Below are 26,584 nucleotides of genomic sequence, written 5' to 3'. Positions count from 1 at the left end.
CGGCTCAGAGAGAAGTGTCAGGCTGAAACTTCCTCGTTCTCCTGCACCAACTCCAACACCCGATCCACGAGCTTGTTGATCCCTGTCGCCACCTCGCCGATGGACTTGGCGACCATGTAAGCCGGGGTGCTCACCAGCTTGCGGCTCTTGTCTTCAACGATATCCCCCACTTCGCACTCTTCGTGCTTGCCGCCCATTTTGGTGATCTTCGCTGCTGTGGCGGGGTCATTGCCGATGGTGCAGGTTACGCCCGGGCCGTAGATCTTGGCGGCCAGTGCCGGGGATACGCAGATCAGCCCGATCGGTTTACCGGCTTCAGCGAATGCCTCCGCCATGGCCAATACTTGCGCCTGAACCTTACAGCTGGGGCCCTCGGCAGCGAAGTTGGACAGGTTCTTCGCCGCGCCGAAACCGCCCGGAATGATCAGCGCGTCGAATTCGGTGATGTCGGCCTCGCGAATGTCTTCGATCGCGCCTCGGGCAATACGCGCAGACTCCACCAAGACGTTGCGCGTCTCGGGCATTTCTTCGCAGGTCAGGTGGTTGATCACGTGGTGCTGGGGGATGTTCGGCGCGAAGCACTTCACCTCGGCGCCGCGCTGGTCCAGACGCAGCAGGGTGAGCACGCTTTCATGAATTTCCGCGCCGTCCTGGACGCCGCAGCCGGAAAGAATGACGGCTACTCTCTTGCTCATGCTTGTTCCCTCTCGTGGGCGATCCAGATGGGACAGCTACGCGCAATCGCAGTGAATTGCGCTTTCGGGATGCTACTCGTCTGGCCGGTTCTTGACTTCGACCGTGGCGGGCACTGCGAGTTTGGCTTCCTTGGCAATGCGGGCGTTCTTGATTCGGCGCCAGATCCACAGCAGCCCGCCAATGACCAGCAAGGCGCCAAGCACCCACAGCTCGTACTTCTTGACGTTGCCAAGCATACCTTCAAGTACTGCGCCGAATTTGTAGGCTGCCGCGCCCAGCGCCGCTGACCAGACTGCCGCACCAATACCGTTGAGCAACAGATAACGCCCAGGCGGATAGCCGGAAAGACCAATGGCAACCGGCATGACCGTGCGTAAACCGTAGACAAAGCGAAAGCTCAGCACCCAGATGTCCGGGTGCCGACGGATGTGTTCCAGCGCGCGGTCGCCGAGCAATTGCCAGCGCGGTCTGCGTGCCAGAAGCTTGCGGCCATGCTTGCGTCCCATGAAATACCAGAGCTGATCGCCTGCGTAACTGCCAAAGAAGGCAACCACCACGACCAGATTGATGTCCATGTACCCACGGAACGCCAGAAATCCAGCGAGAACCAGAATGGTCTCACCTTCAAAGAAGGTTCCGAGGAAGAGGGCGAAGTAGCCAAATTCTTGTAAAAAATGCTGGAGCATCATGTGGGTGCTGGCGAAATGAACGCGCAGCCTAACGCGCCGAAGACATTCAGGAAAGTGTGGAAATGTGTCACCGCGTTAAAGTTTCCTACAGCCGCCGCAGATTTGTCGTCTGGAAAGCACGTTTAAGTCCTAAGAGGTATGGTGGACATCGGTCTGTCATGCAGGAGTCATAATGCTGGCTTATAACTGTCACGTTTGCCCGCGCGCCGGGGCCTGCAGGAGTCCGGTGTGACCGGTCCGCGCTGCTGATCGTCCCTTATGTCGTGAAGGGATCGACAGATCGATCTCTTCGGCCGTCCCGCGGCCCAACTGTTACAGGGCAATAGCCTTACAGGATTATTCATGAGTACCGAAGGAACCACCGAAGCCGCAATCGAACTTGAACCCCAGACCCTGTCCCGGGAGGTCACATCCGTGGTCGAACCGACCATCGAGGTGGTACCGGCCGTCGAGCCGCATCAGCCGCCCGCGCCTGCGATCGTGATCCCCAATCTGGACGACAGCAGCCTTTATATCCATCGCGAGCTGTCGCAGCTGCAGTTCAACATTCGCGTACTCGAGCAGGCACTGGACGAGTCCTATCCTTTGCTCGAGCGGCTCAAGTTCCTGCTGATCTTCTCCAGTAACCTGGACGAATTCTTCGAAATCCGCGTCGCGGGCCTCAAAAAGCAAATCACATTCGCCCGTGAACAGGCCGGTGCCGACGGCCTGCAGCCGCATCAGGCGCTGGCGCGCATCAGCGAGCTGGTCCACGGCCACGTCGACCGCCAATACGCAATTCTCAACGACATTCTGTTGCCTGAACTTGAAAAGCATCAGGTGCGCTTCATTCGTCGGCGTAACTGGACCACCAAGCTTAAAACCTGGGTGCGCCGTTATTTCCGCGACGAGATCGCGCCGATTATCACGCCGATTGGCCTGGACCCGACGCACCCGTTCCCGTTGCTGGTCAACAAGTCCCTGAACTTCATCGTTGAGCTGGAAGGCATCGACGCCTTCGGTCGCGATTCGGGCTTGGCAATCATTCCGGCTCCGCGCCTGTTGCCGCGCATCATCAAAGTGCCGGAAGAGGTCGGCGGCGCTGGCGACAACTACGTATTCCTGTCGTCGATGATTCACGCTCACGCCGACGACCTGTTCCAGGGCATGAAGGTCAAGGGCTGCTACCAGTTCCGCCTGACCCGCAACGCCGATCTGGCGCTGGACTCCGAAGATGTCGAGGACCTGGCCCGCGCGCTGCGTGGCGAGCTGTTCTCCCGTCGTTATGGCGATGCGGTGCGTCTGGAAGTGGCCGACACCTGCCCCAAACACCTGTCGGACTACCTGCTCAAGCAGTTCAACCTGAGCGAGACCGAGCTGTATCAAGTCAATGGCCCGGTGAACCTCACACGTCTGTTCAGCATCACCGGTCTGGACAGTCACCCGGAACTGCAATACCTGCCGTTTACCCCGGCGATTCCGAAGCTGCTGCAAAACAGCGAAAACATCTTCAACGTGATCAGCAAGCAGGACATTCTGCTGCTGCACCCCTTCGAATCCTTCACTCCAGTAGTGGATTTGCTGCGCCAGGCGGCAAAAGACCCTCATGTGCTGGCGGTGCGCCAGACGCTGTATCGCAGTGGCGCCAACTCGGAAATCGTCGACGCGCTGGTGGATGCCGCGCGTAACGGCAAGGAAGTGACGGCGGTCATCGAGCTGCGTGCGCGATTCGATGAAGAGTCCAACCTGCAACTGGCCAGCCGTCTGCAAGCGGCGGGGGCGGTGGTGATCTACGGCGTGGTCGGCTTCAAGACCCACGCCAAGATGATGCTGATTCTGCGTCGTGAAGCGGGCGAGATCGTGCGTTACGCGCATCTGGGGACCGGCAACTACCACGCCGGTAACGCCCGCCTGTACACCGACTACAGCCTGCTGACCTCCGATGACGCCCTGTGCGAAGACGTCGGCAAACTGTTCAGCCAACTGATTGGCATGGGCAAAACGCTGCGTATGAAAAAGCTGCTGCATGCGCCGTTCACCCTGAAGAAGGGCATGCTCGACATGATCGCTCGCGAGACTCAGTTCGCGACGGACGGCAAACCTGCGCACATCATTGCCAAGTTCAACTCCCTGACCGATCCGAAGATCATCCGCGCGTTGTACAAGGCCAGTCAGATGGGTGTGAAGATCGATTTGGTGGTGCGCGGCATGTGCTGCCTGCGACCGGGCGTGCCAGGGGTGTCACATAATATTCAGGTGCGCTCGATCGTCGGCCGCTTCCTGGAGCACACTCGCGTGTTCTATTTCCTCAATGGCGGCGACGAGCAGATGTTCCTCTCCAGCGCCGACTGGATGGAGCGCAACCTCGACAAACGCGTCGAGACCTGCTTCCCGGTCGAAGGCAAGAAGCTGATTTTGCGGGTCAAGAAAGAGTTGGAGGGGTATCTGACCGACAACACCCACGCCTGGCTGCTGCAGCCGGACGGGCGCTATCTGCGCAGCACGCCGACCGGCAACCAGAACGCCCGCAACGTGCAGGCGATGCTTCTGGAGAAGTTGAGCAACCCGGTCCTCAGTGTACGCTGAGGACGATCCCGACTCGGGTCAGCCAGTCGGCTTCGAGGCCGAAATCGGCCTGAGTCAGCTGGTTGTTTTCCAGCCAGCCATCGGGGAACAGGATGTCCAGATGATTGCCGCTGGCGGTCAGCACGGGTTGCGGCATCTCTTGGGTGCCGCGAATGTGATGGAACAGGATCGCGAAGCGCAACAGCACGCACAAACGAATCAGCTTCACGCCTTCATCGCCGAAGTCGGCGAACTTGTCCTTGGGAATATTGCGACGATGGCCGCGCACCAGCAGCGCGAGCATCTGTTGGTCCGCCCGCGAGAACCCCGCCAGATCCGAGTGCTCGATCAGGTACGCGCCATGTTTATGGTAGTGATAGTGGGCGATGTCCAGGCCTACCTCATGCACTTTGGCCGCCCAGCTCAGCAGTTCACGGTACAGGTTGCCTTCCAGCTCCCACGCCTTGGCGACCTGATCCAGCGCCGACAACGCCTTGCGCTCGACGCGTGCAGCCTGTTCCAGATCGACGTGATAACGCTCCATCAGCGAGCTGAGCGTGCGTTCGCGCACGTCTTCGTGGTGATGGCGACCCAGCAGGTCATACAGCACGCCTTCACGCAGCGCGCCTTCGCAGTGGTCCATGCGTTGCAGGTCGAGAGCGTCGAAAATCGCTTCCAGAATCGCCAGCCCCGCAGGAAAGATCGCGCGGCGGTCGGGTTTGAGGCCATCGAAGTCGATCTTGTCCACTTCGCCCAGCTTCATCAGCTTGCGTTTGAGCCACGCCAGACCCTCGGCGTTTACCTCGCCGCTGCCGTGTCCGCCGGCCTTCAACGCCAGACCGATGGCGCGAATGGTGCCGGACGAGCCAATGGCTTCATCCCAACTCAGGCGATGCAGGGCGTGTTCGATGCTCATGATTTCCAGCCGCGCCGCCGTATAGGCCTGGGCGTAACGCGCCGGGGTGATCTTGCCGTCTTTGAAATAGCGCTGGGTGAAGCTCACGCAGCCCATTTGCAGGCTTTCGCGCAGTAAGGGTTCGAAGCGTTGGCCGATGATGAACTCTGTACTGCCGCCGCCGATGTCCGCCACCAGGCGCTTGCCCGGTGTGTCAGCCAATGTGTGGGAGACGCCAAGGTAGATCAGGCGCGCTTCTTCGCGGCCGGAGATGACTTCGACCGGATGGCCGAGGATTTCTTCGGCGCGATGAATGAATTCGTTGCGGTTGCGCGCTTCGCGCAGGGCGTTAGTGCCGACGATGCGCACGGAGCCAGGCGGCATACCGTTGATCAGTTGGGCGAAACGTTTGAGGCAATCGAGCCCGCGCTGCATGGATTCTTCGTTGAGCTTGCGCTCCTCGTCGATTCCGGCGGCCAGTTGCACTTTCTCACCGAGCCGCTCAAGGATGCGGATTTCACCCTGATTCGCTTTGGCAACAACCATGTGAAAGCTGTTGGAGCCCAGGTCGATCGCGGCGATCAGCGAGAGGTTTTTGGCTGTGGATGGCGGCATGGTCAAAAGGTCTCGGTCGATAACTTCGACATCGTGCCACGAACCATCACTGGCGCCAAACGGCACACAGATAAACATCAAAGGCCTGGCAGATGTTTCTGCCGGTATCCAGCTTTCTTGCAAAAGGCTTCATCGCCCTGTGGGGGTGAGCTTGCTCACGAAGGCTGACGTTCAGGTCTCACACATAAGGTGGATGTACTGGCCTCTTCGCGAGCAAGCTCACTCCCACAGCTGGTGTGTCGTTTGCGAAATGCGCGCCTAGGCTCAAACCTGCTCAACCGACCCGATGAAATTCGCTAGCTCCGGTGTCTTCGGATTGGCCATCAACTCCCGTGGATCGCCCACCTCATGCACCTTGCCTTGATGCATGAACACCAGTTTGTCCCCCACTTCGCGGGCGAAGCGCATTTCGTGGGTCACCATGATCAGAGTCATGCCATCTTTAGCCAGTGCACGCACCACGCTGAGCACTTCGTTGACCAGTTCCGGGTCCAGCGCAGAGGTGATTTCATCGCACAGCAACACTTTTGGCGACATCGCCAGCGCCCGGGCAATTGCCACGCGCTGCTGCTGTCCACCCGAGAGGCGATCAGGAAACGCATCGAATTTCTCCCCAAGCCCCACGCGTTCGAGCATCTCTTTCGCCAGCTTGGTCGCCTCGGCCCTGGAGACCTTCTTCACCACTTGCGGCGCGAGCATGACGTTCTCGCCGACCGTCAAATGCGGGAACAGATTGAACTGCTGAAACACCATCCCGACTTTCTGCCGCAGACTGCGCAGGTCGGCGCGAGCAGCGTCCAGGTATTCGCCATCGACCTCGATCACGCCGTCGTTGATCGACTCCAAGCCGTTGAGCGTGCGCAGCAAGGTACTCTTGCCCGAGCCGCTGCGGCCGATGATTGCCACGACCTGGCCTTCCTCGACACTCAGATCGATGCCTTTGAGCACATGGTGGTCGCCGTAGTACTTGTGCAGGGCGGAAATTCTAAGCAGAGGCATGAAGTCTCCTTTCCAGATAGCGCGCGCTGAGCGACAACGGATAGCAAAGCAGGAAGTAGCCCAGGGCGACGAAGCCGTAGACCATGAAAGGCTGGAACGTAGCGTTGGCGAGCATGCCGCCGGTTTTGGTCAATTCGGTGAAGCCGATGATCGAGGTCACGGCCGTGCCTTTGACCACCTGCACCGAAAACCCCACGGTCGGCGCTACGGCAATGCGCAGGGCTTGCGGCAGGATTACATAGCGCAACTGCTCGAAAGGGGTAAGCGCCAGACTCGCCGACGCTTCCCACTGGCCGTTGGAAATCGACTCCACGCAACCGCGCCAGATTTCAGCCAGGTATGCGCTGGTAAACAGCGTCAGAGCCAGCAACGCCGCGACCCAGGGCGAGATATCCACACCCATCAGCGCCACGCCGAAGAACACCAGAAACAACTGCATCAGCAGCGGTGTGCCTTGAAACAGCTCGATGTAGCAGCGGGCCAGAGTGCGGAATGCCGAGGTCTCGGAGATGCGCAGGGTCATCACGATCAACCCGATAACGCCACCGCCAATGAAGGCCACCAGCGATAGGGCCAGTGTCCATTGCAGCCCGGTGAGCAGGTTACGCACGATGTCCCAGAGCGTGAAATCCATCAGCTGTTCCTCGCGATGTAGCGGCGACCGATCCAGCCCAGCAATTGGCGGATCATCAGCGCCATGAACAGGTAAATCAGCGTGGTAATGATGTACGTCTCGAAGGCGCGGAAGTTGCGCGACTGAATGAAGTTCGCCGCGAAACTCAGCTCCTCGGTGGCAATCTGCGAGCAGACCGCCGAGCCGAGCATGACGATGATGATCTGGCTGCTCAGTGCTGGCCAGACCTTGCCCAGCGCAGGCACCAGCACCACGTAGCGGAAGGTCTCCAAGCGCGTCATCGCCAGCGCCGCCGAAGCCTCCAGCTGCCCGCGAGGAATCGCCTGTACGCCCGCGCGGATGATCTCGGTGGAATACGCGCCCAGGTTGATCACCATCGCCAACACGGCGGCCTGCCATTCGGAAATCTGCAGCCCCAGCGACGGCAGGCCGAAGAAAATGAAGAATAACTGCACCAGAAACGGCGTGTTGCGTATCAGCTCGACGTAGACGCCGAAGAGCGCCGAGAACGGCTGGATTTTCCAGGCCCTGACAATCGCGCCGACGATGCCGACGCTGACCCCCAACAAGGTGCCGATGGCCGTCAGCTCAAGGGTGAACAAGGCGCCGCGCAGCAGCAGGTCAGCATTTTGCAGGACCGGAATGAAGTCGAACTGATAAGCCATCTAAAAGCCCCGGATCAGATGCAGTGACTAAAGAGCAGCGATCAGAGATCGGCAGGCAGAGGCTGCTTCAGCCAGGTCTGCGAATTCTTTTCCAGCGCGCCGTCCTGCTTCGCCGCTTCGAGGATTTCATTGACCTTGGCCAGCAGTTCCGGTTGACCTTTGTTCACGCCGACGTAGACCGGCGAATCCTTGAGCTTCACCTTCAGCGCCGGGATGCGCTTGGGGTTTTTCTCGCTGATGGCGACCATCACCACGTTGCCGCTGGCGATCAGGTCGGTCTGATTGGCCAGGTAGGCGGCAATGGTGGAGTTGTTGTCCTCGAAGCGCTTGATGGTGGCTTCTTTAGGCGCCACGGCGGTCAGCTCGATGTCTTCGATGGCGCCACGGGTGACGCTGATGGTTTTGCCCTTCAGGTCGTCCACGCCACTGATCGCAGCGTCAGGCGGGCCGAACACGGCGAGGTAGAAAGGGGCGTACGCGCGGGAGAAGTCGATGACTTTTTCACGATCCGGGTTTTTGCCGAGGCTGGAAATCACCAGGTCCACCTTGCCCGTGGTCAGGAACGGGATGCGGTTGGTGCTGTTGACCGGAGTCAGCTCCAGTTTGACCTTGAGTTTGTCGGCGATCAGCTGCGCCGTGTCGATATCCAGACCTCGCGGTTTCATGTCTGGGCCGACCGAGCCGAAGGGCGGGAAGTCCTGGGGTACGGCGACTTTCAGCGTGCCGCGTGTGGTCACATCGTCAAGGCCATTGGCGTGGGCGGGGGCTTGGCCGAGCATCAGGCTGGCAAACAGGGCGGCAAGCAGAGCGCTGTAACGCTTGGTCATGTGACGTCTCCGAATCGAACGAGTGTGTAGGCAAAGCGTGTGTAATGACGAACCACCAGTGCACAGCCCATGCCATTCGCGAATTCGCGACCAAGGAATGCGGGTTTCAGCGATGAGGCGGTCTAACTGGTCTGAACAGTTGGCAAATCGCTCGCCCCGCTTTGGCGCGTCTCAAAGCCCCGGCGCCCCTTGCTTGGGCGTCGCTTGCCGAATCCGTGGGATGACTATAAAAGAGGAATTTTTGACGATTATCACGCCTGAATTCCATGCATCCGAGCCCGATTGCGGTACCCGAAGCGGCCTTTCAAGCGATCCGCAAACTGATCGCCGAGCAGGGCTATGGTCCCGGCGACAGCCTGCCTTCGCAGCGGGATCTGGCGGTTCGGCTGGGGGTCAGCCGGGCTTCACTGCGTGAGGCGCTGTCTTCGTTGAGCGCGCTGGGCGTGGTTAGTGTGCAGCCCGGCAAAGGCGTGTTCGTTCAGGCGGTTTCTGAACCAGAACGGCGCACGAGTGGTTTTTCCTGGCCTTACGCGGCCCACGCGTCGCCTTCTGAAACCTTTCAACTTCGTTATGCGCTCGAAGGCTTTGCTGCCGGCCTGGCAGCGGTGACCTTGACCGCGGATGAGCGCGATGTGCTGGAGGACAACGTCGAAGCCATGCGCCTGGAATTAAAGGCCGGGGACTTCGACTGCGCTGCCAAACTGGATTTCGACTTTCACCGGCGCATTCTGGTAGCCAGCGGTAATCAGGCGATCCTGGGCATCATCACGGCCAGCGCGGATATCTTTCTGGAGAGCCAGAAGTTGCCGTTCATCCGGGCGGGCAGGGCGATGGAAACCTGGCAGGAGCACCGCAAGATCCTCCGCGCCCTCGCGCGCAACGCCTCGGGCCCTGCGCAGAAGGCGATGCAGGAACATATAAGAGGCGCCGCGCTGAGAACCGGCATCGTCTTCGTTGCACCTTCGACCTGAATACAGCCATGGAAATATGGACGCGTGACATGCGGGAGTGAGCTTGCCCAGAAGGCTGCCTTAAGGATCCAACGCCTGCGGTGGATGCGCCACCAGTCGGGAGCGTGCTCACTCCCACAGTTACTCTTGGGTGATCTTCAGATCGCCGATACGTCCGGGCAGCCTCCAGTCAGAAGCCAGGCCAAGTCACTTCAATAAGCGTAGTCATCGGCATCCATAGCAAGAGACAATCGCCTCCGCCTTCCTGTCACGGCGTGACACAGTTATGATGGTCCACGTTTTTTTGCCTAATGACCTCGGAGAAATCTCATGAGTAGCGACCTTATCAAACACGTCAGCGACGCGAGCTTCGAAGCCGATGTCCTCAAGGCTTCCGGTCCTGTGCTGGTTGATTACTGGGCTGAGTGGTGTGGCCCATGCAAAATGATTGCCCCGGTTCTGGACGATATCTCTGCTGACGAGAAGTACAAAGGCAAGTTGACCATCGCCAAGCTGAACATCGACGAAAACCAGGAAACCCCGGCCAAGCATGGCGTGCGCGGTATTCCTACCCTGATGCTGTTCAAGGACGGTGAAGTCGCGGCGACCAAGGTGGGCGCTCTGTCCAAGTCCCAGCTGCAAGCTTTCCTCGACGCCAACATCTGATGGCGCAAAAGCCCCGCAAATAGCGGGGCTTTTTTCAGGCGTTGCACTAGACGCTTGGAAAATCAAGTGGTACATTCGGCCCCGCAACGGCTTCTCCGTTGCCCCCTGCTAGCCGTCGCCGACGCTCTCCTTTCGATTTGTACGCGATCCTGTCGCCTTCTCTGCGGCGCGGCCTCATTAAGCCAAAAGCTTAATTTCCCCCTCCATACATGATTACGTCATTCCTATATGAACCTGACTGAACTCAAGCAAAAGCCTATTACCGATCTGCTCGAAATGGCCGAACAGATGGGCATAGAAAATATGGCCCGTTCGCGCAAGCAGGATGTGATCTTCTCCCTGCTCAAGAAGCACGCTAAAAGCGGCGAGGAAATCTCGGGTGATGGCGTGCTGGAGATCCTCCAGGATGGCTTCGGCTTCCTCCGCTCTGCAGACGCCTCTTACCTTGCCGGCCCGGACGACATTTATGTCTCGCCGAGCCAGATCCGCCGCTTCAACCTTCGCACCGGCGACACCATCGTTGGCAAGATTCGCCCACCGAAGGAAGGCGAGCGGTACTTCGCACTGCTCAAGGTCGACACCATCAACTTCGACCGTCCTGAAAACGCGAAGAACAAGATTCTGTTCGAAAACCTGACGCCGCTGTTCCCGACCATTCGCATGAAGATGGAAGCCGGTAACGGTTCCACCGAAGACCTCACCGGTCGCGTCATCGACCTGTGCGCCCCGATCGGCAAAGGTCAACGTGGTCTGATCGTTGCGCCCCCGAAGGCGGGCAAGACCATCATGCTGCAGAACATCGCGTCGAACATCACCCGTAACAACCCTGAAGTTCATCTGATCGTGCTGCTGATCGATGAACGTCCGGAAGAAGTGACCGAAATGCAGCGCACCGTGCGCGGCGAAGTGGTTGCCTCCACTTTCGATGAACCACCAACCCGTCACGTGCAGGTCGCCGAAATGGTGATCGAAAAGGCCAAGCGCCTGGTCGAGCACAAGAAAGACGTGGTCATCCTGCTCGACTCGATCACTCGTCTGGCTCGCGCCTACAACACCGTTATTCCAAGCTCCGGCAAGGTACTGACCGGTGGTGTCGACGCCCACGCCCTGGAAAAACCAAAACGCTTCTTCGGTGCCGCTCGCAACATCGAAGAAGGCGGCTCGCTGACCATCATCGCCACCGCGCTGGTTGAAACCGGTTCGAAGATGGACGAAGTGATCTACGAGGAATTCAAAGGCACAGGCAACATGGAACTGCCTCTGGATCGCAAGATCGCTGAAAAGCGCGTCTTTCCGGCCATCAACATCAACCGATCCGGTACTCGCCGCGAAGAGTTGCTGACGGCCGACGATGAGCTGCAACGCATGTGGATTCTGCGCAAGCTGCTGCACCCGATGGATGAAGTCGCTGCCATCGAGTTCCTGGTCGACAAGCTGAAACAGACCAAGACCAACGATGAGTTCTTCTTGTCGATGAAGCGCAAGTAACGCAGAGGCGCACGTCATGCGCTGAACGGCTGTAGCAAAGTGGTGTCCCTTTGGGGCACCATTTTTTTTTGACTTTTTATAACAAGAAAGCGGACAAGGAGCGTCATGCACACCTTTGGCACTCGTCGTGATATTGACGGACTGCGGGCTCTGGCTGTCATACCCGTTGTGCTTTACCACTTCGGATTTGGTGCCTTCAGCGGCGGTTTCGTGGGCGTCGACATATTTTTCGTCATCTCGGGCTTCCTGATCACCTCGATCATCTTTCGGGAAATCAACGCAGGACGCTTCAGTTTCGTTGATTTCTGGGCGCGCAGGGCTCGCCGCATCCTGCCCGCCTTGAGCGTGGTGTTGCTGGCCTGTCTTGTTGTCGGTTGGCTACTGCTGACCCCCAAGGACTTTTCGCAGCTGGGGAGGGCGGTTCGTTATCAGGCCACCTTCATGTCCAACATTCTGTTCATGAGGCAAGACGGCTATTTCAATCCGGCATCGGATTTCAAACCGCTGCTGCACACCTGGTCGCTTTCAGTTGAAGAGCAGTATTACCTGTTCTTCCCGATGCTCATGGTCGTGCTGACCCGATTCTTCAAGCATTGGCGCATCGCTTTATTCGGCGTCTTGCTCCTGTCCTTTGGGCTGAATGTCTGGGTCATCAATCGCAACCCGGACGCGGCGTTTTTCCTGCTTCCGATGCGGGCGTGGGAGCTGTTATGCGGCGCCATGCTGGCGGTAGTACCCTCGCCTGTGTCGCGATTCATACCTTGGGTTTATGAAGCCGTCAGCGGGTTGGGCCTGTTGTCGGTGCTCTGTGCAATGTTCGATTTGGACAAATTCACGCAGTTTCCCGGCTGGGCGGCGCTGTTGCCGGTACTGGGAACGGTGGCGATCATATGGGGCAACGGCCATCGCCAGACGGGTGTCGCGCGATTGCTCAGTCATCCAGCCATGGTTGGCGTGGGGCTGATTTCTTACTCGCTTTATCTGTGGCACTGGCCGGTGTTCGTGTACGCCAACGCGGTATCGGTAGATGCCATGAGCTGGGGGGAATCACTGCTCTGGATTGTCTTGTGTGTCGTGCTAGCTGTCCTGAGCTGGAAATTCGTTGAATTGCCGTTTCGGGATCGGCGCCTGCTCGCAGGCATAAAACCCATATTGGTTGGCGGGCTGGCAGCCATTGTCGTGCTGGCGACTGTGGGGCAGGTTATTCGGTCTGCCAATGGCATACCCAGCAGACTTTCGGGGCAAGCCAAGGCATATGCCGACTCGCGAGAGTGGCAGGCCGGTCAGTTGCAATGCCTCATGGACAGCGATAGCAAGGAGCCCAAGAAGGTCTGTCGTTTCGGCCCGGATCGGCAGGATTCGCCCGCGCTGTTGATTTGGGGGGATAGCCATGCGGCTCACCTGTTGCCAGCGATCAAGTCGGACGCTGAACGCTATGGCGAGCCAGCCTGGTTGATATCGCTATCGGGCTGTCCGCCTATTCCGGGCAAGGTATCGCGCAAGCAGTGTGGGGACTTCAATAAGCGAGTCATTGATCTGATCCAGCACAAGCAGATTCACGATGTCGTGCTCGCCGCACGCTGGAGTCTTTACCTTTATGGGGCGGAAGACGGCGACATGCGCAACGCGATTTATAAGCACGACAGCCGTCTGGTCGCCGAGCAGCGTCTGGCAGCGCAGATCAAGGAGACCGTTGCCAGCGTACGACAGACAGGTGCGCAGGTCTGGCTGGTCAAAGAGGTGCCTCTGCAGCGACAAGGCACGATCGCGCGACTGAGCAGCCTTGCAATGGTTGGGCGTTCAGCGGACGACGTTGGCCGTCCGATAGCCGAGCATGTGGCGCGACAGCGTTTCATCAGTCAGCTATTTGCCAGCCTGAGTGCTGCCGACCCGAACGTGCATGTGCTCGATCCGGCTCCTATCATGTGTCCGGACGGCATCTGTCGTGCCGCCTTGGACGGAGTTTCCCAATATAAGGACGAAGATCACCTTTCCGATTATGGCGCCGAACGCATGAAGCCTCTGCTGGCGCCGATTTTCCTCAGCGAAAATGCCGTTCCAGGCGGCTGATTGCACGTTCGACAGCTGCTGTTGGCCGTCAGAGCAGGTAGGATGTGCATCTATTTGTTAAGTGGCCGGGTTAATGAAATTCAAGGATCTACGGGATTTCGTGCAGCAGCTTGAGCAGCGCGGAGAGTTGAAACGCATTCAGGTGCCCATTTCTCCAGTGCTGGAGATGACCGAAGTCTGCGACCGAACCCTGCGCAACAAGGGCCCGGCATTGCTGTTCGAGAACCCGACGGGCTTTGATATTCCGGTGCTGGGCAACCTGTTCGGCACGCCGGAGCGCGTGGCGATGGGCATGGGCGCCGAATCGACCGAAGAACTGCGCGAGATCGGCAAGCTGCTGGCCTTCCTCAAGGAGCCTGAGCCGCCGAAGGGCCTGAAAGACGCCTGGTCGAAGCTGCCGATCTTCAAGAAAGTCATCTCCATGGCGCCGAAAGTCGTCAAGGACGCCCCCTGCCAGGAAGTGGTCATCGAAGGCGATGACGTCGATCTGGGCATGCTGCCGGTGCAGACCTGCTGGCCCGGCGATGTCGGCCCGCTGATCACCTGGGGTCTGACCGTCACCAAAGGCCCGAACAAAGAACGGCAGAACCTGGGCATCTACCGCCAGCAAGTCATTGGCCGCAACAAAGTCATCATGCGCTGGCTGAGCCACCGTGGCGGCGCGCTGGATTTCAAGGAATGGCGCGACAAACACCCCGGCCAGCCATTCCCGGTTTCCGTGGCACTGGGCGCTGACCCCGCGACGATTCTCGGCGCTGTAACGCCCGTGCCCGACAGCCTGTCTGAGTACGCCTTCGCTGGTTTGCTGCGTGGCAACCGCACCGAGCTGATCAAGTGCCGTGGCAACGATCTGCAGGTGCCGTCGAGTGCGGAAATCGTGCTGGAGGGCGTGATTCACCCTGGCGAAATGGCCGACGAAGGGCCTTACGGCGACCACACCGGTTACTACAACGAAGTCGACAGCTTTCCAGTATTTACCGTCGAGCGCATCACGCACCGCATCAAGCCGATCTACCACAGCACCTATACCGGGCGTCCGCCGGATGAGCCCGCGATTCTGGGCGTGGCGCTGAACGAAGTATTCGTGCCGATCCTGCAGAAGCAGTTTCCGGAGATCACCGACTTCTATCTGCCGCCCGAAGGTTGCTCGTATCGCATGGCCGTAGTGACCATGAAGAAGCAGTACCCTGGCCATGCCAAGCGCGTGATGCTGGGTGTCTGGTCGTTTTTGCGACAGTTCATGTACACCAAGTTCGTTATCGTCACCGACGACGATATCAACGCCCGGGACTGGAACGACGTCATCTGGGCGATCACCACGCGCATGGACCCCAAACGCGATACGGTGATGATCGACAACACACCGATCGACTACCTCGATTTCGCCTCGCCGGTTTCAGGGCTGGGTTCGAAGATGGGGCTCGATGCCACGCATAAATGGCCGGGCGAGACTACTCGTGAATGGGGTCGCGCCATCGTCAAGGACGAAGCCGTCACTCGCCGGATCGACGATATCTGGAATCAGCTGGGAATAGATTGATGCGCGTAACCTTGCAGCCATCGGGTGCAGTACTTGAGACCTTCCCCGGCGAGCGGATCCTCGATGCCGCCCAGCGCCTGGGCTACGAATGTCCGCAAAGCTGTCGCAACGGCAACTGCCATATCTGCTCTGCGCTATTGGTCGAAGGCAGTGTCGAGCAAGCGGGCGAGGTCAAGGGCCATGGCGAAATCTACACGTGCCTGGCTGTGCCGCAGCAAGACTGTGTAGTGCTGTGGGACAGCGTATTGCCCTTAGGGGAATTACCGGTGCGCAAGTTCCCATGCCAGGTGACCGAGTGCGTCGAAGTCGGCGGCGATGTCTGGCGCGTGATGCTGCGCGCCCCGGCCGGCAAGCCGCCGCGCTATCACGCCGGTCAGTACCTGATGATCGAGCGCGATGACGGCGAGAAATCCGCCTTCTCCATGGCCTCGTCGCCGGAAAGCGGCCGCGACCTGGAATTTCACGTCCTGGCTCGCGAAGCCAGCGCGCAAAGTCTGATCAAGCAATTGCAGCGTGAGGGCATGGCCCGCGTCGAACTGCCGTTTGGCGACACTCATTTGGGTGAGCTGCCTGACGGCCCGCTGGTGTTGATCGCTGCGGGCACCGGCATGGGCCAGATGCATAGCTTGATCGAGCATTGCCGCTCCAAGGGCTTCCCGTACCCGGTGCACGTGTATTGGGGCGTGCGCCGCCCCGAGGATTTCTACGAGCTCAAGCACTGGGACGAATGGAAAACCCTGCCCAACCTGTACCTGCATAAAATCGTCAGTGACCTTTGTGGCTGGGAAGGTCGCTGCGGCATGCTGCACGAGGTGGTTTGCGAAGACTTCGCCGATCTGAAATCCATTTACGTTTACGCCAGCGGCTCCCCTGCGATGGTCTATTCCACACTGGACGCCCTGGTCGTCGCCGGAATGGATGCCCACCAGATGCGCGCCGACGTATTCGCCTACGCACCGCGCAGCTGACCGTTCGCCCGACGGCAGCAGCGGTGGAGAGTTAATTGCATCAGAATGTGGGCAGGTGTCATTTTAAGGCGTTTCGACCTGCACATTGCTCGCAGCAACCGCAGAGTGTTGATTCACTGTTGCCCGAGCCGCTTTGAAAGTGTTCAGCACTGCACTGGCATTATTTCAGCCAGTGAGGGAGCCAGATGGAGAATCAAATCAATAGCTTGGTGGAGGCCGTACACGACGGTCTTGGGCTGTCCTATCCACCCGTTATCGACCTTGGGCCGAAACTGACCCGCGAACAACTCCTTGCCTCCATGCGCGCCACCATGAGCCGGCACGACGGCGGTCCTGTGTGGTTGTTTGCGTATGGCTCGCTGATCTGGCGCCCTGAATGCTCTGCCGTGGAGCGTCAGCGCGGTCGGGTGTATGGCTACCATCGGGGCCTCTACCTGTGGTCTCACGAACATCGCGGTACACCGGAGCAGCCCGGTCTGGTTTTTGGCCTCGATCGCGGTGGCTCCTGCAGCGGTTTCGCCTATCGCCTTCCTGAAGAAAATATCCAGGCGTCGTTGCTGGCGTTGTGGGAGCGTGAAATGCCATTCCCCTCCTATCGCCCGCACTGGCTCAGCTGTCGACTTGAAGATGGCAGCAAAGTCCAGGCCTTGGGTTTCGTACTCGAACGGCACCTTCCCAGCTACGCCGGCAACCTGCCCGACAGCGTGCTCACTCAGGTATTGGCAAGCGCCAGCGGCCGCTACGGCACCACTTGGGAATATGTCGAGCAGACGATTCATGCACTGCGTAACCACGCGATGCCGGATTTGAGCCTTGAAGAGCGATTCAAGCGGTGTAAGCCGATTGTAATGGCGGTTTAACGCCTTGATCCAAAACCGCAGCGCAACGCCGCCTCACTCGCACCTCGGGCCGATGCTGTAGTCACTCGCAATTCTAGGACCGATGCTGTGGTTCGCACCTCTTGGAACGACGCGGTATGTAGGAGACGTCGGAGGTTACGACGGCAGCGAACGCGGTAAGCCAGTCAGCATTTATCTATCTGACATACCGCTTGGCCGACTAGCCAGCTCGCCGTCGTGTAGCCACTGGCGCGCTAGACCTCTTATGCCACGCTTAACGCGACTGGCTCGCCACCCGCGTATGCCGCAACGTCGGCGCCAGGAACACGATCGACAGGACGCACGCCGCCACCAGAATCACAAAACCACCATCCCAGCCGAAACGGTCCACGGTGTAGCCCATTAGCGCACTGGCCGCGACCGAACCACCCAGGTAACCGAACAGCCCCGTGAAGCCTGCAGCCGTGCCCGCTGCTTTCTTCGGTGCCAATTCCAGTGCCTGTAGACCGACCAGCATTACCGGGCCGTAGATCAGGAAGCCGATGGAAATCAGCGCGATCATGTCGATCGTCGGGTTGCCCGGAGGGTTGAGCCAGTACACCAGTGTCGCGACAGTCACCAGCAACATGAACACGATGCCGGTCAGGCCACGGTTGCCGCGGAAAATCTTGTCCGACATCCAGCCGCACAACAACGTGCCCGGGATACCCGCCCACTCATAAAAGAAATACGCCCACGACGTGGTGTCGACATTGAAGTGCTTGGCTTCTTTCAGATAGGTCGGTGCCCAGTCCAGCACGCCATAACGCAACAGATAAACGAACACATTCGCCAGCGCGATGTACCAGAGCATTTTGTTGCGCAGCACGTATTTGACGAAGATTTCCTTGGCGCTGAATTCTTCCTCGTGGCTCGCATCGTAGCCTTCCGGGTAATCGTTCTTGTACTCCTCAACCGGCGGTAGACCCACTGATTGCGGGGTATCGCGCATGGTGATGAAGGCGAACAGCGCCACGAACAGCGCCACAGCCGCAGGCACGTAGAAGGCCGCATGCCAGTCATTGGTCCAACCCAGGCCCAACAGGAACAGCGGGCCGATCAGGCCACCGCCGACGTTGTGCGCCACGTTCCACACTGACACCACGCCGCCGCGCTCCTTCTGCGACCACCAATGCACCATCGTCCGCCCGCTTGGCGGCCAGCCCATGCCCTGCGCCCAGCCGTTGATGAACAGCAGAGTAAACATGATCGTCACGCTCGACGTCGCCCAAGGCGCGAAACCGAACACAAACATTGTGGCTGCCGAAATCAGCAGACCAAAAGGCAGGAAATAACGTGGGTTGGAGCGATCCGACACCAGCCCCATCAGAAATTTCGACAAGCCATACGCGATGGCAATTGCCGAAATCGCCACCCCCAATTCACCTCGGGTAAACCCCTGGTCGATCAGGTAAGGCATGGCCAACGAGAAGTTCTTGCGCAGCAGGTAGTAGCCGGCATAACCAAAGAAAATACCGGCGAAAATCTGCCAGCGCAGGCGGCGGTAGGTGCTATCGACACGCTCGGCAGGCAACGGGGCCTGATGCGCGGCAGGTTTGAAAAAGGCAAACATCGAGACACTCCACATTTTTTGTATTGTTATGCGAATCCGAATATTACATTTTCGTTACAGAAAATAGAAAGGCTTCTGGTCGATCAAAGCTCCAGATTCAGGCGATCAGACATGTTGGAATATGAACATGGCGTGAATGTGTATCTGGATGCTTGCGTTTCAGATCTGTCTTCTTGAGAACAGGAATCGATAACGTTGCTGCCAGGTGGTCCGCGCCATACCATCGCGGCCCTCTGCCTTAAGGCGTTCAGGTTTTGAGGCACTACCGCAAGGTCAGTGTCGCGCAAGCGGTAGCCTTGGAACTGCGTGCTTGGGCGGTATTGATTTCCGGCATCGGGTAGAGTGCCACGCGCGGAAAACGCAGATCCTCGGTCTGCGTTTCTCATCAGTTTTGACTCACCGCGCGCGCACTCAATGAGTAACGTTCGCAGCAATTTCAGGTGTATTCAGGTATGGCGCGATCGCCAGTGCATACTGCGTTAGAGCGGCCTCGATACCTTGCTTGAGCACCAACGTAGCGCGGTCGATTTCAGCCATCGCCGCAGGCCCGGGAACAAAAGAGATGGCCTGAGCTGCACGTCCACGTGATGCGGTCTCTACAGAAGTAGAAGCTGTCTGGGCGGGCGCACCTGCCGGTTTAACTGGGACTGCGGACATTATCTCTAACGCCCGGCGTGCCTCCTGCAAAGCTGCTTCTTGCGCTTTCTGTTGGGCCAATGCTTGGGCTGATGCGTGAGTCTGTTGCTCGGCAAGTTGACGGGCTGCCAACCGAGCGGCCTCTTCAGCCTGACGCATCGCCAATTGGCGCGCCGCTTCCTCAGCCTGCTGCTGAGCGTACAGACGAGCTGCTTCTTCAGCTTGACGCTGTGCAAGCTGACGAGCTGCTTCTTCGGCTTGGCGTTGGGCCAGTTGGCGCGCGGCTTGTTCGGCTTCGCGTTGAGTCTGCTGACGTGCAGCTTCATGCAGTTGGGTTATCACCGCCAGCAGTTGATGGACGAAATTGTCCAGATGCCAGGAGCTTTCGTAGGCAATGAACTGATTCAGGATTTCAGCGAGTTCTGGCGCTACGCCGACCGGCGCCCCCAAACCATTGAATTCCTGCGCAGTCAGGTGGCCGCTGTGAGGTGCATAGCTTGGCGGCAGCGTTGCGAGCTTTACGGACCTCAGCCACCAAGCGACGTCTTTGTATCGTGTGGCGATCTGAACCTCTGACATACCTGCGGTTGAACCCAGGTGCGCAGAAATTTCCACTTGCAGCCGTTGGGGAGCTGTTGAAACAAGGTGTTGTAATGAGTCATTTGGAATGTCCCTATATCAATAGCGCATTTACTACCGGATTGCTTAGTTGTCAGTTTTTAAGCCAGGTTTTCCGTTTGCTGCGCGCCATTCTTTAATCGTATTGACGATCCCCTCGGGCGAATTGTCTGCCAAGGCTTTGGGGTAATAGATGAGATCTGAACCATCCGGATGCTCGCTCAGTCTCTCGAATTCTAAAATCGCCTTAGTATGCTGCCGCTCAGTCATTTGTTCGGCAGAGCAGATTTTCTTTACTAACTCAAGAAAGTCTTCCTCTCTCATGTGTTGAATGAGATTGTTCATTGGGCACTCTCCTTATGACGCAAGTCTCTGTGGATATTGTCATGGTTGCTGGCGTACTAAACACTAGATTATCAATTCCATAAACGTCTCCTCCTTTGGAAATTGGAATTCTGCGATGGATTTCATACCGAATCCGACTGCCTTTGCGCTCGCCTCTTGGAACGATAGGAGATTTGCCGCTTCGGATAAGCGCAATGTTACTCTCATCCATATCTTTAGTGATCGCTTGAAGTTTTGACATTTCTCTCCAGATCGCTTTTTTCAAGCTTCGAAATTCTGAATATTCTTTACCACGAAGAGCATCTGCTACGGCCGACGGTATCGATGAACCTAGCCGTTTGGACGCGGCGGCTTCCCAGCTTGGATCAACGGGACCTCCCATGCCGCTAACCACCCCAGGTAAATACCTGGGGCTTTTGAACATGACATAAACGGGATCCAGCCCGGAAGCAGCCGGGAAAACCAATATGTAGTCTTCGATCTCCTCAACGTCATAGGTCTGTTAGCCAGTTCGGTTGGATATAGAGCCAAGCGAGGCAGTGCTCGGCCCAATATCTTGGAAGCCTGCCGAGTAAAAAACTTTTCTGCCACTGCCTTCGCTTTATCTGCCGCACTAGGGAACTCCTTGCTTGGCGCAGTGGGCCCGGCGACTACTGACCAAAACCGGCCTGTCTCAGCCAACTTCTTGAGGCTTAGTTTCTCATCATTATTTGCGCTTTGTTGGGTCGTCCAGCTTGCCTTTGCGTAGTGTTCAGAGAGTGAGGCAGATCTATCATTCAGCTGTGTGACGGCATAAGAGCACAGTTTCGCATCTAGAGCATCGGCGTATGCCTGTGCCCACGCTTGGTGAACTTGATGGGCCTGCCCGGCATTAACGCTCCTTGAACCTAGAATTGCTTTGTATTGTTAATTGGTAAGTTCGAGGGGGTCAGTTCCAACAAATAGAAGTGCTCTCTCATGCCGGTTTTCAGATATCTGGGACTTGTGCGCAATCAAATAGTTTATTCGAGCCTTTTCCTCCAGAATCGAGTTGAGGAGCTCCGCGCCGCGCAAGTTTTCTAGAACCGAGCTTCGTTGCGTCTCCACGGCCAATGAATTCGGCAGTGCCGCTAAATCATTAGCGTGCTTGCGCTCTAGCTCTTGCTTTTGAGTTGCTTGGACTTGTGGAAGTAACTCTAACGCTTCGCGATGAGCGGCTACTGCTCGTTCGCGGTCAGCCCTTGCGTTCGCTTCTTCCGCAGCTTCCCGGGCTTGCTCCGCAGCATGCGCCATTTGCCGGGCTTGAGCTTCGACTTGTGCATGCGCCTGCGCTTGGGCATGTGCAATGGCTTTGGCTCGGGCATCTGCTTGCTCTTGCGCAGCAGCCTCTGCCTTGATCCGTTCAGCTTCCGCCCGGTGACGTGCCTCCCATTCCCGGCGGCGTTTGTCTTGAAGGCGCAAGCGGCGCCTCACGGCGGGGTTTTATTTATGATTCTCAAATCACCTTACCTCAACCACCACCTTCCCGACCGCCTTTCTCCGCCCCAACGAATCAATCGCTTCTCCCGCCTGTTCCAGCGGATAAACCTTCGACACCAAAGGCTTCAACTCCCCCTCACCAAACCAGTTGAACAACTGCTGAAAGTTTGCAGCGTTGTCCTGCGGCTGACGCTGTGCGAATGAACCCCAGAACACGCCAATCACCGATGCGCCTTTTAATAGTGCGAGGTTTACCGGGAGTTCGGGGATGCGGCCGCTGGCGAAGCCGACGACGAGGAATCGGCCGTTCCAGGCGATGGAGCGTACGGCCTGGTCGAATAGGTCGCCGCCTACGGGGTCGTAGATGACGTCGATGCCGTTGCCGTTGGTGAGGCGTTTGAGTTCGTCCTTGAGGTTGGTTTCGCTGTAGTTGATGAGGTTGTCGGCGCCGGCGTTTTTGGCGACTTGCAGTTTCTCGGCACTGCTAGCGGCGGCGATGACGCGGGCACCCATGGCTTTGCCGATTTCCACTGCTGCCAAGCCAACACCGCCGGAGGCGCCGAGCACCAGGAGGGTTTCGCCAGGTTGCAGGTTGGCGCGCTGTTTGAGTGCGTGCATGGAAGTGCCATAGGTCATGCTGAAAGCGGCGGCGGTGGTGAAGTCCATTGCCTCGGGAATTGGCAGAACGTTGTATCCGGCGACGGCGATTTGTTCGGCGAAGCTGCCCCAGCCGGTGAGCGCCATGACCCGATCACCGATTTTCAGGTGGCTGACTTTTTCGCCTAGCGCCGCAATCACGCCTGACGCCTCGCCCCCTGGTGAAAACGGAAAGGGCGGTTTGAACTGGTATTTGCCTTCGATGATGAGGGTGTCGGGGAAGTTGACCCCAGCGGCGTGCACGTTCAGCAGGATTTCGTTTTTCTTCGGTTCCGGTGCGGGAATGTCTTCCAACACCAGATTGTCGGCGGGGCCGAAGGCTTTGCAGAGCACGGCTTTCATCGGGGGCTATTCCTTTTCCTGTGATGGCCGATAAGTGTAGGTAGAGAGGTTGCGGGGTCAATGAGCATGCCCCGGCCTGATAGGCGTGCATAAGCTGAAGTAAGCTATGGCGCGAAGCGGATTGAGGAGTGGACTGTGAAAGCGTGGATTCTGATGTTGTTGGCCTTGTCGATGCCTGTCGTGGCAATGGCCGAAGAAGGCGGCGAGAAGGACGACCCGAACAAGGTGTCCTACGTGGCGCTGACGCCACCGTTCGTGGGTAACTACGCGCTGGATGGCAGTCCCAAGCTGCACGTCTATAAAGCCGATGTGGCCTTGCGTGTTACCGGTGCTGAAGCGCAGAAGCTGGTCCAGGCGAACGAGCCGCTGATTCGTAATCAACTGGTGGCGCTGTTCTCTCAGCAGACGGTCGACAGCATGAGCAATGTCGACGCCAAAGAGAAATTGCGTCAGGAAGCGTTGAAGCAGACGCAGCAGGTGTTGACTCAGGAGACTGGCAAGCCTGTGGTCGAGGATTTGTTGTTCAACAACTTTATTGCGCAGTGATACATCTGATCGTGTAGGAGCGCGGTTGCAGTGTGTCATTCAAAGAATGCCTCACAGGCAGATTGCAATCGCGGGCAAGCGCGCTCCTACATGGCTTCGGTCGTTAAGATCAACGTAGCGCCAGGACGGCCGCCCATTGCTCGGGCGTTACCGGCATGACTGAAAGTCGGCTGCCTTTTTGCACCAGCGGCAATTGTTCGAGTGCGGCCTGCTGCTTCAAGTGGCCAAGGCTCAGGACCTTGGGAAAGGTTTCGACGAATGCCACATCGATGGCACTCCAGGGATTCTTTTCCTGGCTGGCCTTGGCGTCGAAGTAGTGGCTTTTCTTGTCCAGCGCCGTGGGATCGGGGTAGGCGGCTTTGATGATTTTTCCGATGCCGGCGATTCCGGGTTCCGCGCAACTTGAGTGATAAAAGAAGAACTCGTCACCGACGGCCATTGCACGTAGAAAGTTGCGCGCCTGGTAGTTTCGAACGCCGTCCCAGCGGGCTTGGCCGAGCGTTTGCAGGCCAGTAACAGACAGCTCGTCGGGTTCGGATTTCATCAGCCAATAGGCCATGTATCGGGGCTCCTGAAGGCGTTATGGACAGGTTGTCCTACGCTTTTATGACAAACCGACAGTCGGTTGACGCCAGCATTTGCGTGTTAGTTCACGTTATCGCAGAATGCCGGGATTTTAAGGGTTACACCGTTACGCGGCCTACAGAAACAAGCCGTGGACGTCAGCTTTTTGTTTGCCAAAGGGGGGCAATCAATGCAACGCAAGCCGGATTTACTTTGGATTTTGGTCATTTTGTTCGGCTTGGGCATTGTCACCACCGGTTACGCACAAAGTTTGTGGGCCGCCAAGCCGGATGCACCGATTGAAGTCACTCAGCAACAGTCGCCGCAAGGGCGCCGATAAGTCATAGCCTGATTGGATCAAACAGTGGGAGTGAGCTTGCTCATGAAAACGGATTTCCAGGCGTCGTAGACGCGACGGATGCAGTGACGCCTTCGTGAGAAAGCTCACTCCCACAGAGACCCCATCAGCCGCAATATCAGCTGCACCTCACGCCAGCTACGCCAGATACCAACGCTTGTCCGACACCGTTCCCTGCAACGGTACATCCCAACTGGCCACGGCCAGCTTTGCGACCTTCTGACATTCGTGAGCCAATCCCAGTAAAACGGGTTTCTGCCAGCCTTTTCGGCGTGCCTGATAGGCCAGGCTGCGATCATAGAAACCGCCGCCCATGCCCAGTCGGCCACCTTGATCGTCGAACCCCACCAGCGGCATCAGAATCAGGTCCAGCGCCCAGATCTTGCGCTGTTGCCTTGGGTTGAAGCGAGGTTCGGGAATGCGGAAGCGATTGGGTCTGAATCTGTCCCCCGGTTGCACCCGCTGAAAGACCATCTTGGTCCGCGGCCACGCGCTGAGCACCGGCAGATACGTCGCTTTTCCACGACGCTGGGCCTCACCCAGAAGCAGGCGCGGATCGATTTCACCGTCCATCGGAAGGTACAGAGAAATGTGCCGCGCACGTCGGAAAAGCGGATTTTGCGCCAGTTGCCGATACAGACCCTGTGCCGCCCGTCGCTGTTCGGCTCGATTGAGCGCGCGCCGGGCCGCGCGCAAAAGACGACGCAGTTGAGGACGGGAGAGCGAAGAAGGATCGTTCAGGGAAGCAGCGCCAGAAGAGGTCATGCAGGCGGGTCCATGAGGTTTGGAGAGGGATCGTGCGATCAGGTGTGATTCACGACCCCCATCGCCAGACAGGACGCCTGGCAATGGGTTGAAGATTCGAGACTCCCCGACGAACCGCTGTCGGTGTAGCCCTTGAACCCGAAAGTTCAAGGTGGAGATTGCAGGAGGCTTTAAGGCTTTCCGTCGAGCGGACATGCACACCAACCCCAACGTGCAACCCCCGTGGTTGTGCGTATCGGCTCAGGGACATGACCGACTGGCAAGCACTCCAGGGAGCGGGGCCAAGTATACCGAAACATGTCCGAACAATCAGCCTTGTGCTTTAGGCTCATCCGTGGCAAGGACCAGGTCCACACGGTCGAGAAGGTCACGAACCTGCTCACGGGTCGAGCCGTTGGCCTGGGTTTCAGGCAGCTCCTGTTTGTGCAGCAGGTCGTGTGTAATGTTCAACGCTGCCATGACCGCGATTCGATCGGCGCCGATGACTTTGCCGCTGCTGCGGATCTCGCGCATCTTGCCATCCAGGTAACGTGCGGCGCTGACCAGATTGGTGCGCTCCTCCTGAGGGCAGATGATCGAATATTCTTTGTCGAGGATTTGCACGGTGATGCTGTTGCCATTACTCATGAGTCTTGCTCCAGGGCCTTGAGGCGCGAAATCATGGACTCGACCTTCTGCCGGGCGATTTCGTTTTTTTCAATGAGGTGAGCGCGTTCCTCGCGCCAGGTTTTTTCCTGAGCTAATAGGAGTCCATTTTGACTTTTTAGTTGCTCGACACGATGGATCAATAACTCCAGTCGAGCCATCAGCGCTTGCAGATCGTTGTCTTCCATCGTTTTCCACTGATTATTTTCTGATGAGTGGTGCAGGTGCTGGCCTCAGGAACTGCCTTCAATATCGCCTGGATAGCTTGGGCGCGTCTGCCGGTGCTACGATACAAGGCCTTCATTCTAGACATTGCGCCGCTTGGCGCCTAGTTGCCCATGCCTAATCAGAATTCCCCGTACAACGCATTCGCTACCCTGCTCAACAGCAGCGGTCATCCCGTCTCTCCTGCCGAGCTGCAGGGCCTGTTGCTGGGCCGCAGCTGCGCCGGCGCAGGCTTCGACGCCGATGACTGGATCGCCGATGCGCTCCTGCTGCTGGAAACAGAACCTGAGGCCAATGTCCGCCAGGCATTGATCGGCCTGCAGGAAATGGTCAAAAACGAGCTGACCGGTGACGACATGGCCGTCGTGCTGCTGTTGCCCGGTGACGATGAACCGCTGACTGCCCGTACAGCCGCGATGGGCCAATGGTGCCAGGGTTTCCTAAACGGGTTCGCCCGGGTTGGTGGCCAGTCGCTGAGCGAAGATGCCAGGGACGTGTTGCAGGACCTCGCAGCCATCGCCCAGATTCAGGACGCCCTGGAAGAATCCGAAGACGGCGAGAGTGACTATATGGAAGTTATGGAATACCTGCGCGTCGCGCCGTTGCTGTTGTTCACCGAGTTCAACAAGAAAGCGGAACCTGAAGCGAAACCGTCTTTGCACTGATCACCATCGCTGCCGTCCGGTCATCATTGCCTGCGTGCGTCGATGACCGGACCGCCAATCCGG

28 protein-coding genes, 1 other RNA gene and 1 pseudogene are annotated in these 26,584 nt (G+C 58.1%); 11 read left to right on the top strand and 19 right to left on the bottom strand.

What is annotated here, in order from left to right:
- Positions 1-17: 17 nt before the first annotated feature.
- The gene (elbB, locus tag CE491_RS13135; RefSeq protein WP_110948780.1) at positions 18-695 is read right to left on the bottom strand and encodes an isoprenoid biosynthesis glyoxalase ElbB; all 678 of its coding nucleotides are present in this window, start codon (positions 693-695) and stop codon (positions 18-20) included.
- Positions 696-767: 72 nt separating this feature from the next.
- On the bottom strand, positions 768-1,385 hold the full coding sequence (locus CE491_RS13130; RefSeq protein WP_234407586.1) for a DedA family protein: 618 nt from the start codon (positions 1,383-1,385) through the stop codon (positions 768-770).
- Positions 1,386-1,727: 342 nt separating this feature from the next.
- On the opposite strand from CE491_RS13130, the gene ppk1 reads away from it, so the two are divergent.
- A complete protein-coding gene (gene ppk1, locus CE491_RS13125) occupies positions 1,728-3,950 on the top strand; it encodes a polyphosphate kinase 1 (RefSeq protein ID WP_110948779.1) in 2,223 nt (740 codons plus the stop codon).
- On the opposite strand, the gene ppx is transcribed toward ppk1, so the two are convergent.
- The 5 genes from ppx to CE491_RS13100 form a co-directional block, all read right to left on the bottom strand.
- A complete protein-coding gene (ppx, locus tag CE491_RS13120) occupies positions 3,937-5,439 on the bottom strand; it encodes an exopolyphosphatase (protein WP_110948820.1) in 1,503 nt (500 codons plus the stop codon). The two genes, ppk1 and ppx, sit on opposite strands and share 14 nt — an antisense overlap.
- A gap of 264 nt (positions 5,440-5,703) precedes the next feature.
- Positions 5,704-6,438, bottom strand: coding sequence for an amino acid ABC transporter ATP-binding protein (locus CE491_RS13115; RefSeq protein ID WP_110948778.1), 735 nt, complete (start codon positions 6,436-6,438; stop codon positions 5,704-5,706).
- Positions 6,425-7,075 carry an amino acid ABC transporter permease gene (locus CE491_RS13110; RefSeq protein ID WP_199885094.1) on the bottom strand — a complete coding sequence of 217 codons (651 nt, stop codon included), beginning with the start codon at positions 7,073-7,075 and terminating at the stop codon, positions 6,425-6,427. The genes CE491_RS13115 and CE491_RS13110 overlap by 14 nt, the downstream gene beginning before the upstream one ends.
- A complete protein-coding gene (locus tag CE491_RS13105) occupies positions 7,072-7,737 on the bottom strand; it encodes an amino acid ABC transporter permease (RefSeq protein WP_110948776.1) in 666 nt (221 codons plus the stop codon). The genes CE491_RS13110 and CE491_RS13105 overlap by 4 nt, the downstream gene beginning before the upstream one ends.
- Before the next feature lie 41 nt (positions 7,738-7,778).
- A complete protein-coding gene (locus tag CE491_RS13100) occupies positions 7,779-8,564 on the bottom strand; it encodes a transporter substrate-binding domain-containing protein (RefSeq protein WP_110948775.1) in 786 nt (261 codons plus the stop codon).
- A 266-nt stretch (positions 8,565-8,830) separates the two neighbouring features.
- Between CE491_RS13100 and CE491_RS13095 the strand changes: the two genes are divergently transcribed.
- The 7 genes from CE491_RS13095 to CE491_RS13065 all read left to right on the top strand — a co-directional run bounded on the left by CE491_RS13095 (position 8,831) and on the right by CE491_RS13065 (position 17,106).
- Positions 8,831-9,535 (top strand): FadR/GntR family transcriptional regulator, encoded by a 705-nt coding sequence (locus CE491_RS13095; RefSeq protein WP_110948774.1) that lies wholly within the window; start codon positions 8,831-8,833, stop codon positions 9,533-9,535.
- Positions 9,536-9,844: 309 nt separating this feature from the next.
- On the top strand, positions 9,845-10,180 hold the full coding sequence (trxA, locus tag CE491_RS13090) for a thioredoxin TrxA (RefSeq protein WP_110948773.1): 336 nt from the start codon (positions 9,845-9,847) through the stop codon (positions 10,178-10,180).
- 228 nt (positions 10,181-10,408) lie between these two features.
- Entirely contained in the window at positions 10,409-11,668 is a 1,260-nt protein-coding gene (gene rho, locus CE491_RS13085; RefSeq protein ID WP_110948772.1) for a transcription termination factor Rho, read from the top strand.
- A gap of 105 nt (positions 11,669-11,773) precedes the next feature.
- Complete coding sequence (locus CE491_RS13080; RefSeq protein ID WP_110948771.1) at positions 11,774-13,738, top strand: acyltransferase family protein; 1,965 nt, start codon at positions 11,774-11,776, stop codon at positions 13,736-13,738.
- Between the two features lie 73 nt (positions 13,739-13,811).
- Positions 13,812-15,278 carry a 4-hydroxy-3-polyprenylbenzoate decarboxylase gene (gene ubiD / locus CE491_RS13075; RefSeq protein WP_110948770.1) on the top strand — a complete coding sequence of 489 codons (1,467 nt, stop codon included), beginning with the start codon at positions 13,812-13,814 and terminating at the stop codon, positions 15,276-15,278.
- A complete protein-coding gene (locus CE491_RS13070; protein ID WP_110948769.1) occupies positions 15,278-16,246 on the top strand; it encodes a CDP-6-deoxy-delta-3,4-glucoseen reductase in 969 nt (322 codons plus the stop codon). The genes ubiD and CE491_RS13070 overlap by 1 nt, the downstream gene beginning before the upstream one ends.
- 185 nt (positions 16,247-16,431) lie before the next feature.
- On the top strand, positions 16,432-17,106 hold the full coding sequence (locus tag CE491_RS13065) for a gamma-glutamylcyclotransferase (RefSeq protein ID WP_110948768.1): 675 nt from the start codon (positions 16,432-16,434) through the stop codon (positions 17,104-17,106).
- A gap of 253 nt (positions 17,107-17,359) precedes the next feature.
- Here the strand turns inward: CE491_RS13065 and glpT are convergent, their stop codons facing one another.
- The 7 genes and pseudogenes from glpT to CE491_RS13035 form a co-directional block, all read right to left on the bottom strand.
- On the bottom strand, positions 17,360-18,697 hold the full coding sequence (gene glpT / locus CE491_RS13060; RefSeq protein WP_110948767.1) for a glycerol-3-phosphate transporter: 1,338 nt from the start codon (positions 18,695-18,697) through the stop codon (positions 17,360-17,362).
- 411 nt (positions 18,698-19,108) lie between these two features.
- Positions 19,109-19,948 (bottom strand): hypothetical protein, encoded by an 840-nt coding sequence (locus tag CE491_RS30255; RefSeq protein WP_199885089.1) that lies wholly within the window; start codon positions 19,946-19,948, stop codon positions 19,109-19,111.
- A gap of 90 nt (positions 19,949-20,038) precedes the next feature.
- Entirely contained in the window at positions 20,039-20,296 is a 258-nt protein-coding gene (locus CE491_RS13050; protein WP_110948765.1) for a bacteriocin immunity protein, read from the bottom strand.
- Positions 20,253-20,720 carry a hypothetical protein gene (locus tag CE491_RS31240; RefSeq protein ID WP_407681342.1) on the bottom strand — a complete coding sequence of 156 codons (468 nt, stop codon included), beginning with the start codon at positions 20,718-20,720 and terminating at the stop codon, positions 20,253-20,255. Before CE491_RS31240 ends, CE491_RS13050 begins: the two co-directional genes overlap by 44 nt.
- A 6-nt stretch (positions 20,721-20,726) precedes the next feature.
- A pseudogene (locus CE491_RS31235) lies at positions 20,727-20,780 on the bottom strand (hypothetical protein); the annotation flags it as partial.
- Between the two features lie 422 nt (positions 20,781-21,202).
- Positions 21,203-21,736: a hypothetical protein gene (locus CE491_RS13040; protein WP_110948763.1), complete on the bottom strand. Its 534-nt coding sequence runs from the start codon at positions 21,734-21,736 to the stop codon at positions 21,203-21,205.
- A gap of 39 nt (positions 21,737-21,775) precedes the next feature.
- Positions 21,776-22,753 (bottom strand): NADPH:quinone oxidoreductase family protein, encoded by a 978-nt coding sequence (locus tag CE491_RS13035; protein ID WP_110948762.1) that lies wholly within the window; start codon positions 22,751-22,753, stop codon positions 21,776-21,778.
- Positions 22,754-22,888: 135 nt separating this feature from the next.
- On the opposite strand from CE491_RS13035, the gene CE491_RS13030 reads away from it, so the two are divergent.
- Positions 22,889-23,299 (top strand): flagellar basal body-associated protein FliL, encoded by a 411-nt coding sequence (locus CE491_RS13030; RefSeq protein WP_110948761.1) that lies wholly within the window; start codon positions 22,889-22,891, stop codon positions 23,297-23,299.
- A 109-nt stretch (positions 23,300-23,408) separates the two neighbouring features.
- On the opposite strand, the gene CE491_RS13025 is transcribed toward CE491_RS13030, so the two are convergent.
- Positions 23,409-23,858, bottom strand: coding sequence for an EVE domain-containing protein (locus tag CE491_RS13025; protein WP_110948760.1), 450 nt, complete (start codon positions 23,856-23,858; stop codon positions 23,409-23,411).
- Positions 23,859-24,014: 156 nt separating this feature from the next.
- On the opposite strand from CE491_RS13025, the gene CE491_RS13020 reads away from it, so the two are divergent.
- A complete protein-coding gene (locus tag CE491_RS13020; protein ID WP_199885095.1) occupies positions 24,015-24,203 on the top strand; it encodes a hypothetical protein in 189 nt (62 codons plus the stop codon).
- 156 nt (positions 24,204-24,359) lie between these two features.
- Here CE491_RS13020 and CE491_RS13015 read toward each other — a convergent pair whose 3' ends face one another.
- The 4 genes from CE491_RS13015 to CE491_RS13000 all read right to left on the bottom strand — a co-directional run bounded on the left by CE491_RS13015 (position 24,360) and on the right by CE491_RS13000 (position 25,819).
- Positions 24,360-24,986 carry a 5-formyltetrahydrofolate cyclo-ligase gene (locus CE491_RS13015; protein WP_110948758.1) on the bottom strand — a complete coding sequence of 209 codons (627 nt, stop codon included), beginning with the start codon at positions 24,984-24,986 and terminating at the stop codon, positions 24,360-24,362.
- Between the two features lie 99 nt (positions 24,987-25,085).
- Positions 25,086-25,264: non-coding RNA, 6S RNA (gene ssrS, locus CE491_RS13010), on the bottom strand.
- Between the two features lie 31 nt (positions 25,265-25,295).
- The gene (locus CE491_RS13005) at positions 25,296-25,613 is read right to left on the bottom strand and encodes a cell division protein ZapA (protein ID WP_110948757.1); all 318 of its coding nucleotides are present in this window, start codon (positions 25,611-25,613) and stop codon (positions 25,296-25,298) included.
- Complete coding sequence (locus CE491_RS13000; protein ID WP_110948756.1) at positions 25,610-25,819, bottom strand: TIGR02449 family protein; 210 nt, start codon at positions 25,817-25,819, stop codon at positions 25,610-25,612. The genes CE491_RS13005 and CE491_RS13000 overlap by 4 nt, the downstream gene beginning before the upstream one ends.
- A 150-nt stretch (positions 25,820-25,969) precedes the next feature.
- Between CE491_RS13000 and CE491_RS12995 the strand changes: the two genes are divergently transcribed.
- Entirely contained in the window at positions 25,970-26,521 is a 552-nt protein-coding gene (locus CE491_RS12995) for a YecA/YgfB family protein (RefSeq protein WP_110948755.1), read from the top strand.
- Positions 26,522-26,584 lie beyond the last annotated feature (63 nt).

The sequence above is a fragment of the Pseudomonas bohemica genome (genome assembly GCF_002934685.1).
GTDB lineage: Bacteria > Pseudomonadota > Gammaproteobacteria > Pseudomonadales > Pseudomonadaceae > Aquipseudomonas > Aquipseudomonas bohemica.
This window is presented reverse-complemented; position numbering and strand designations above follow the sequence as displayed.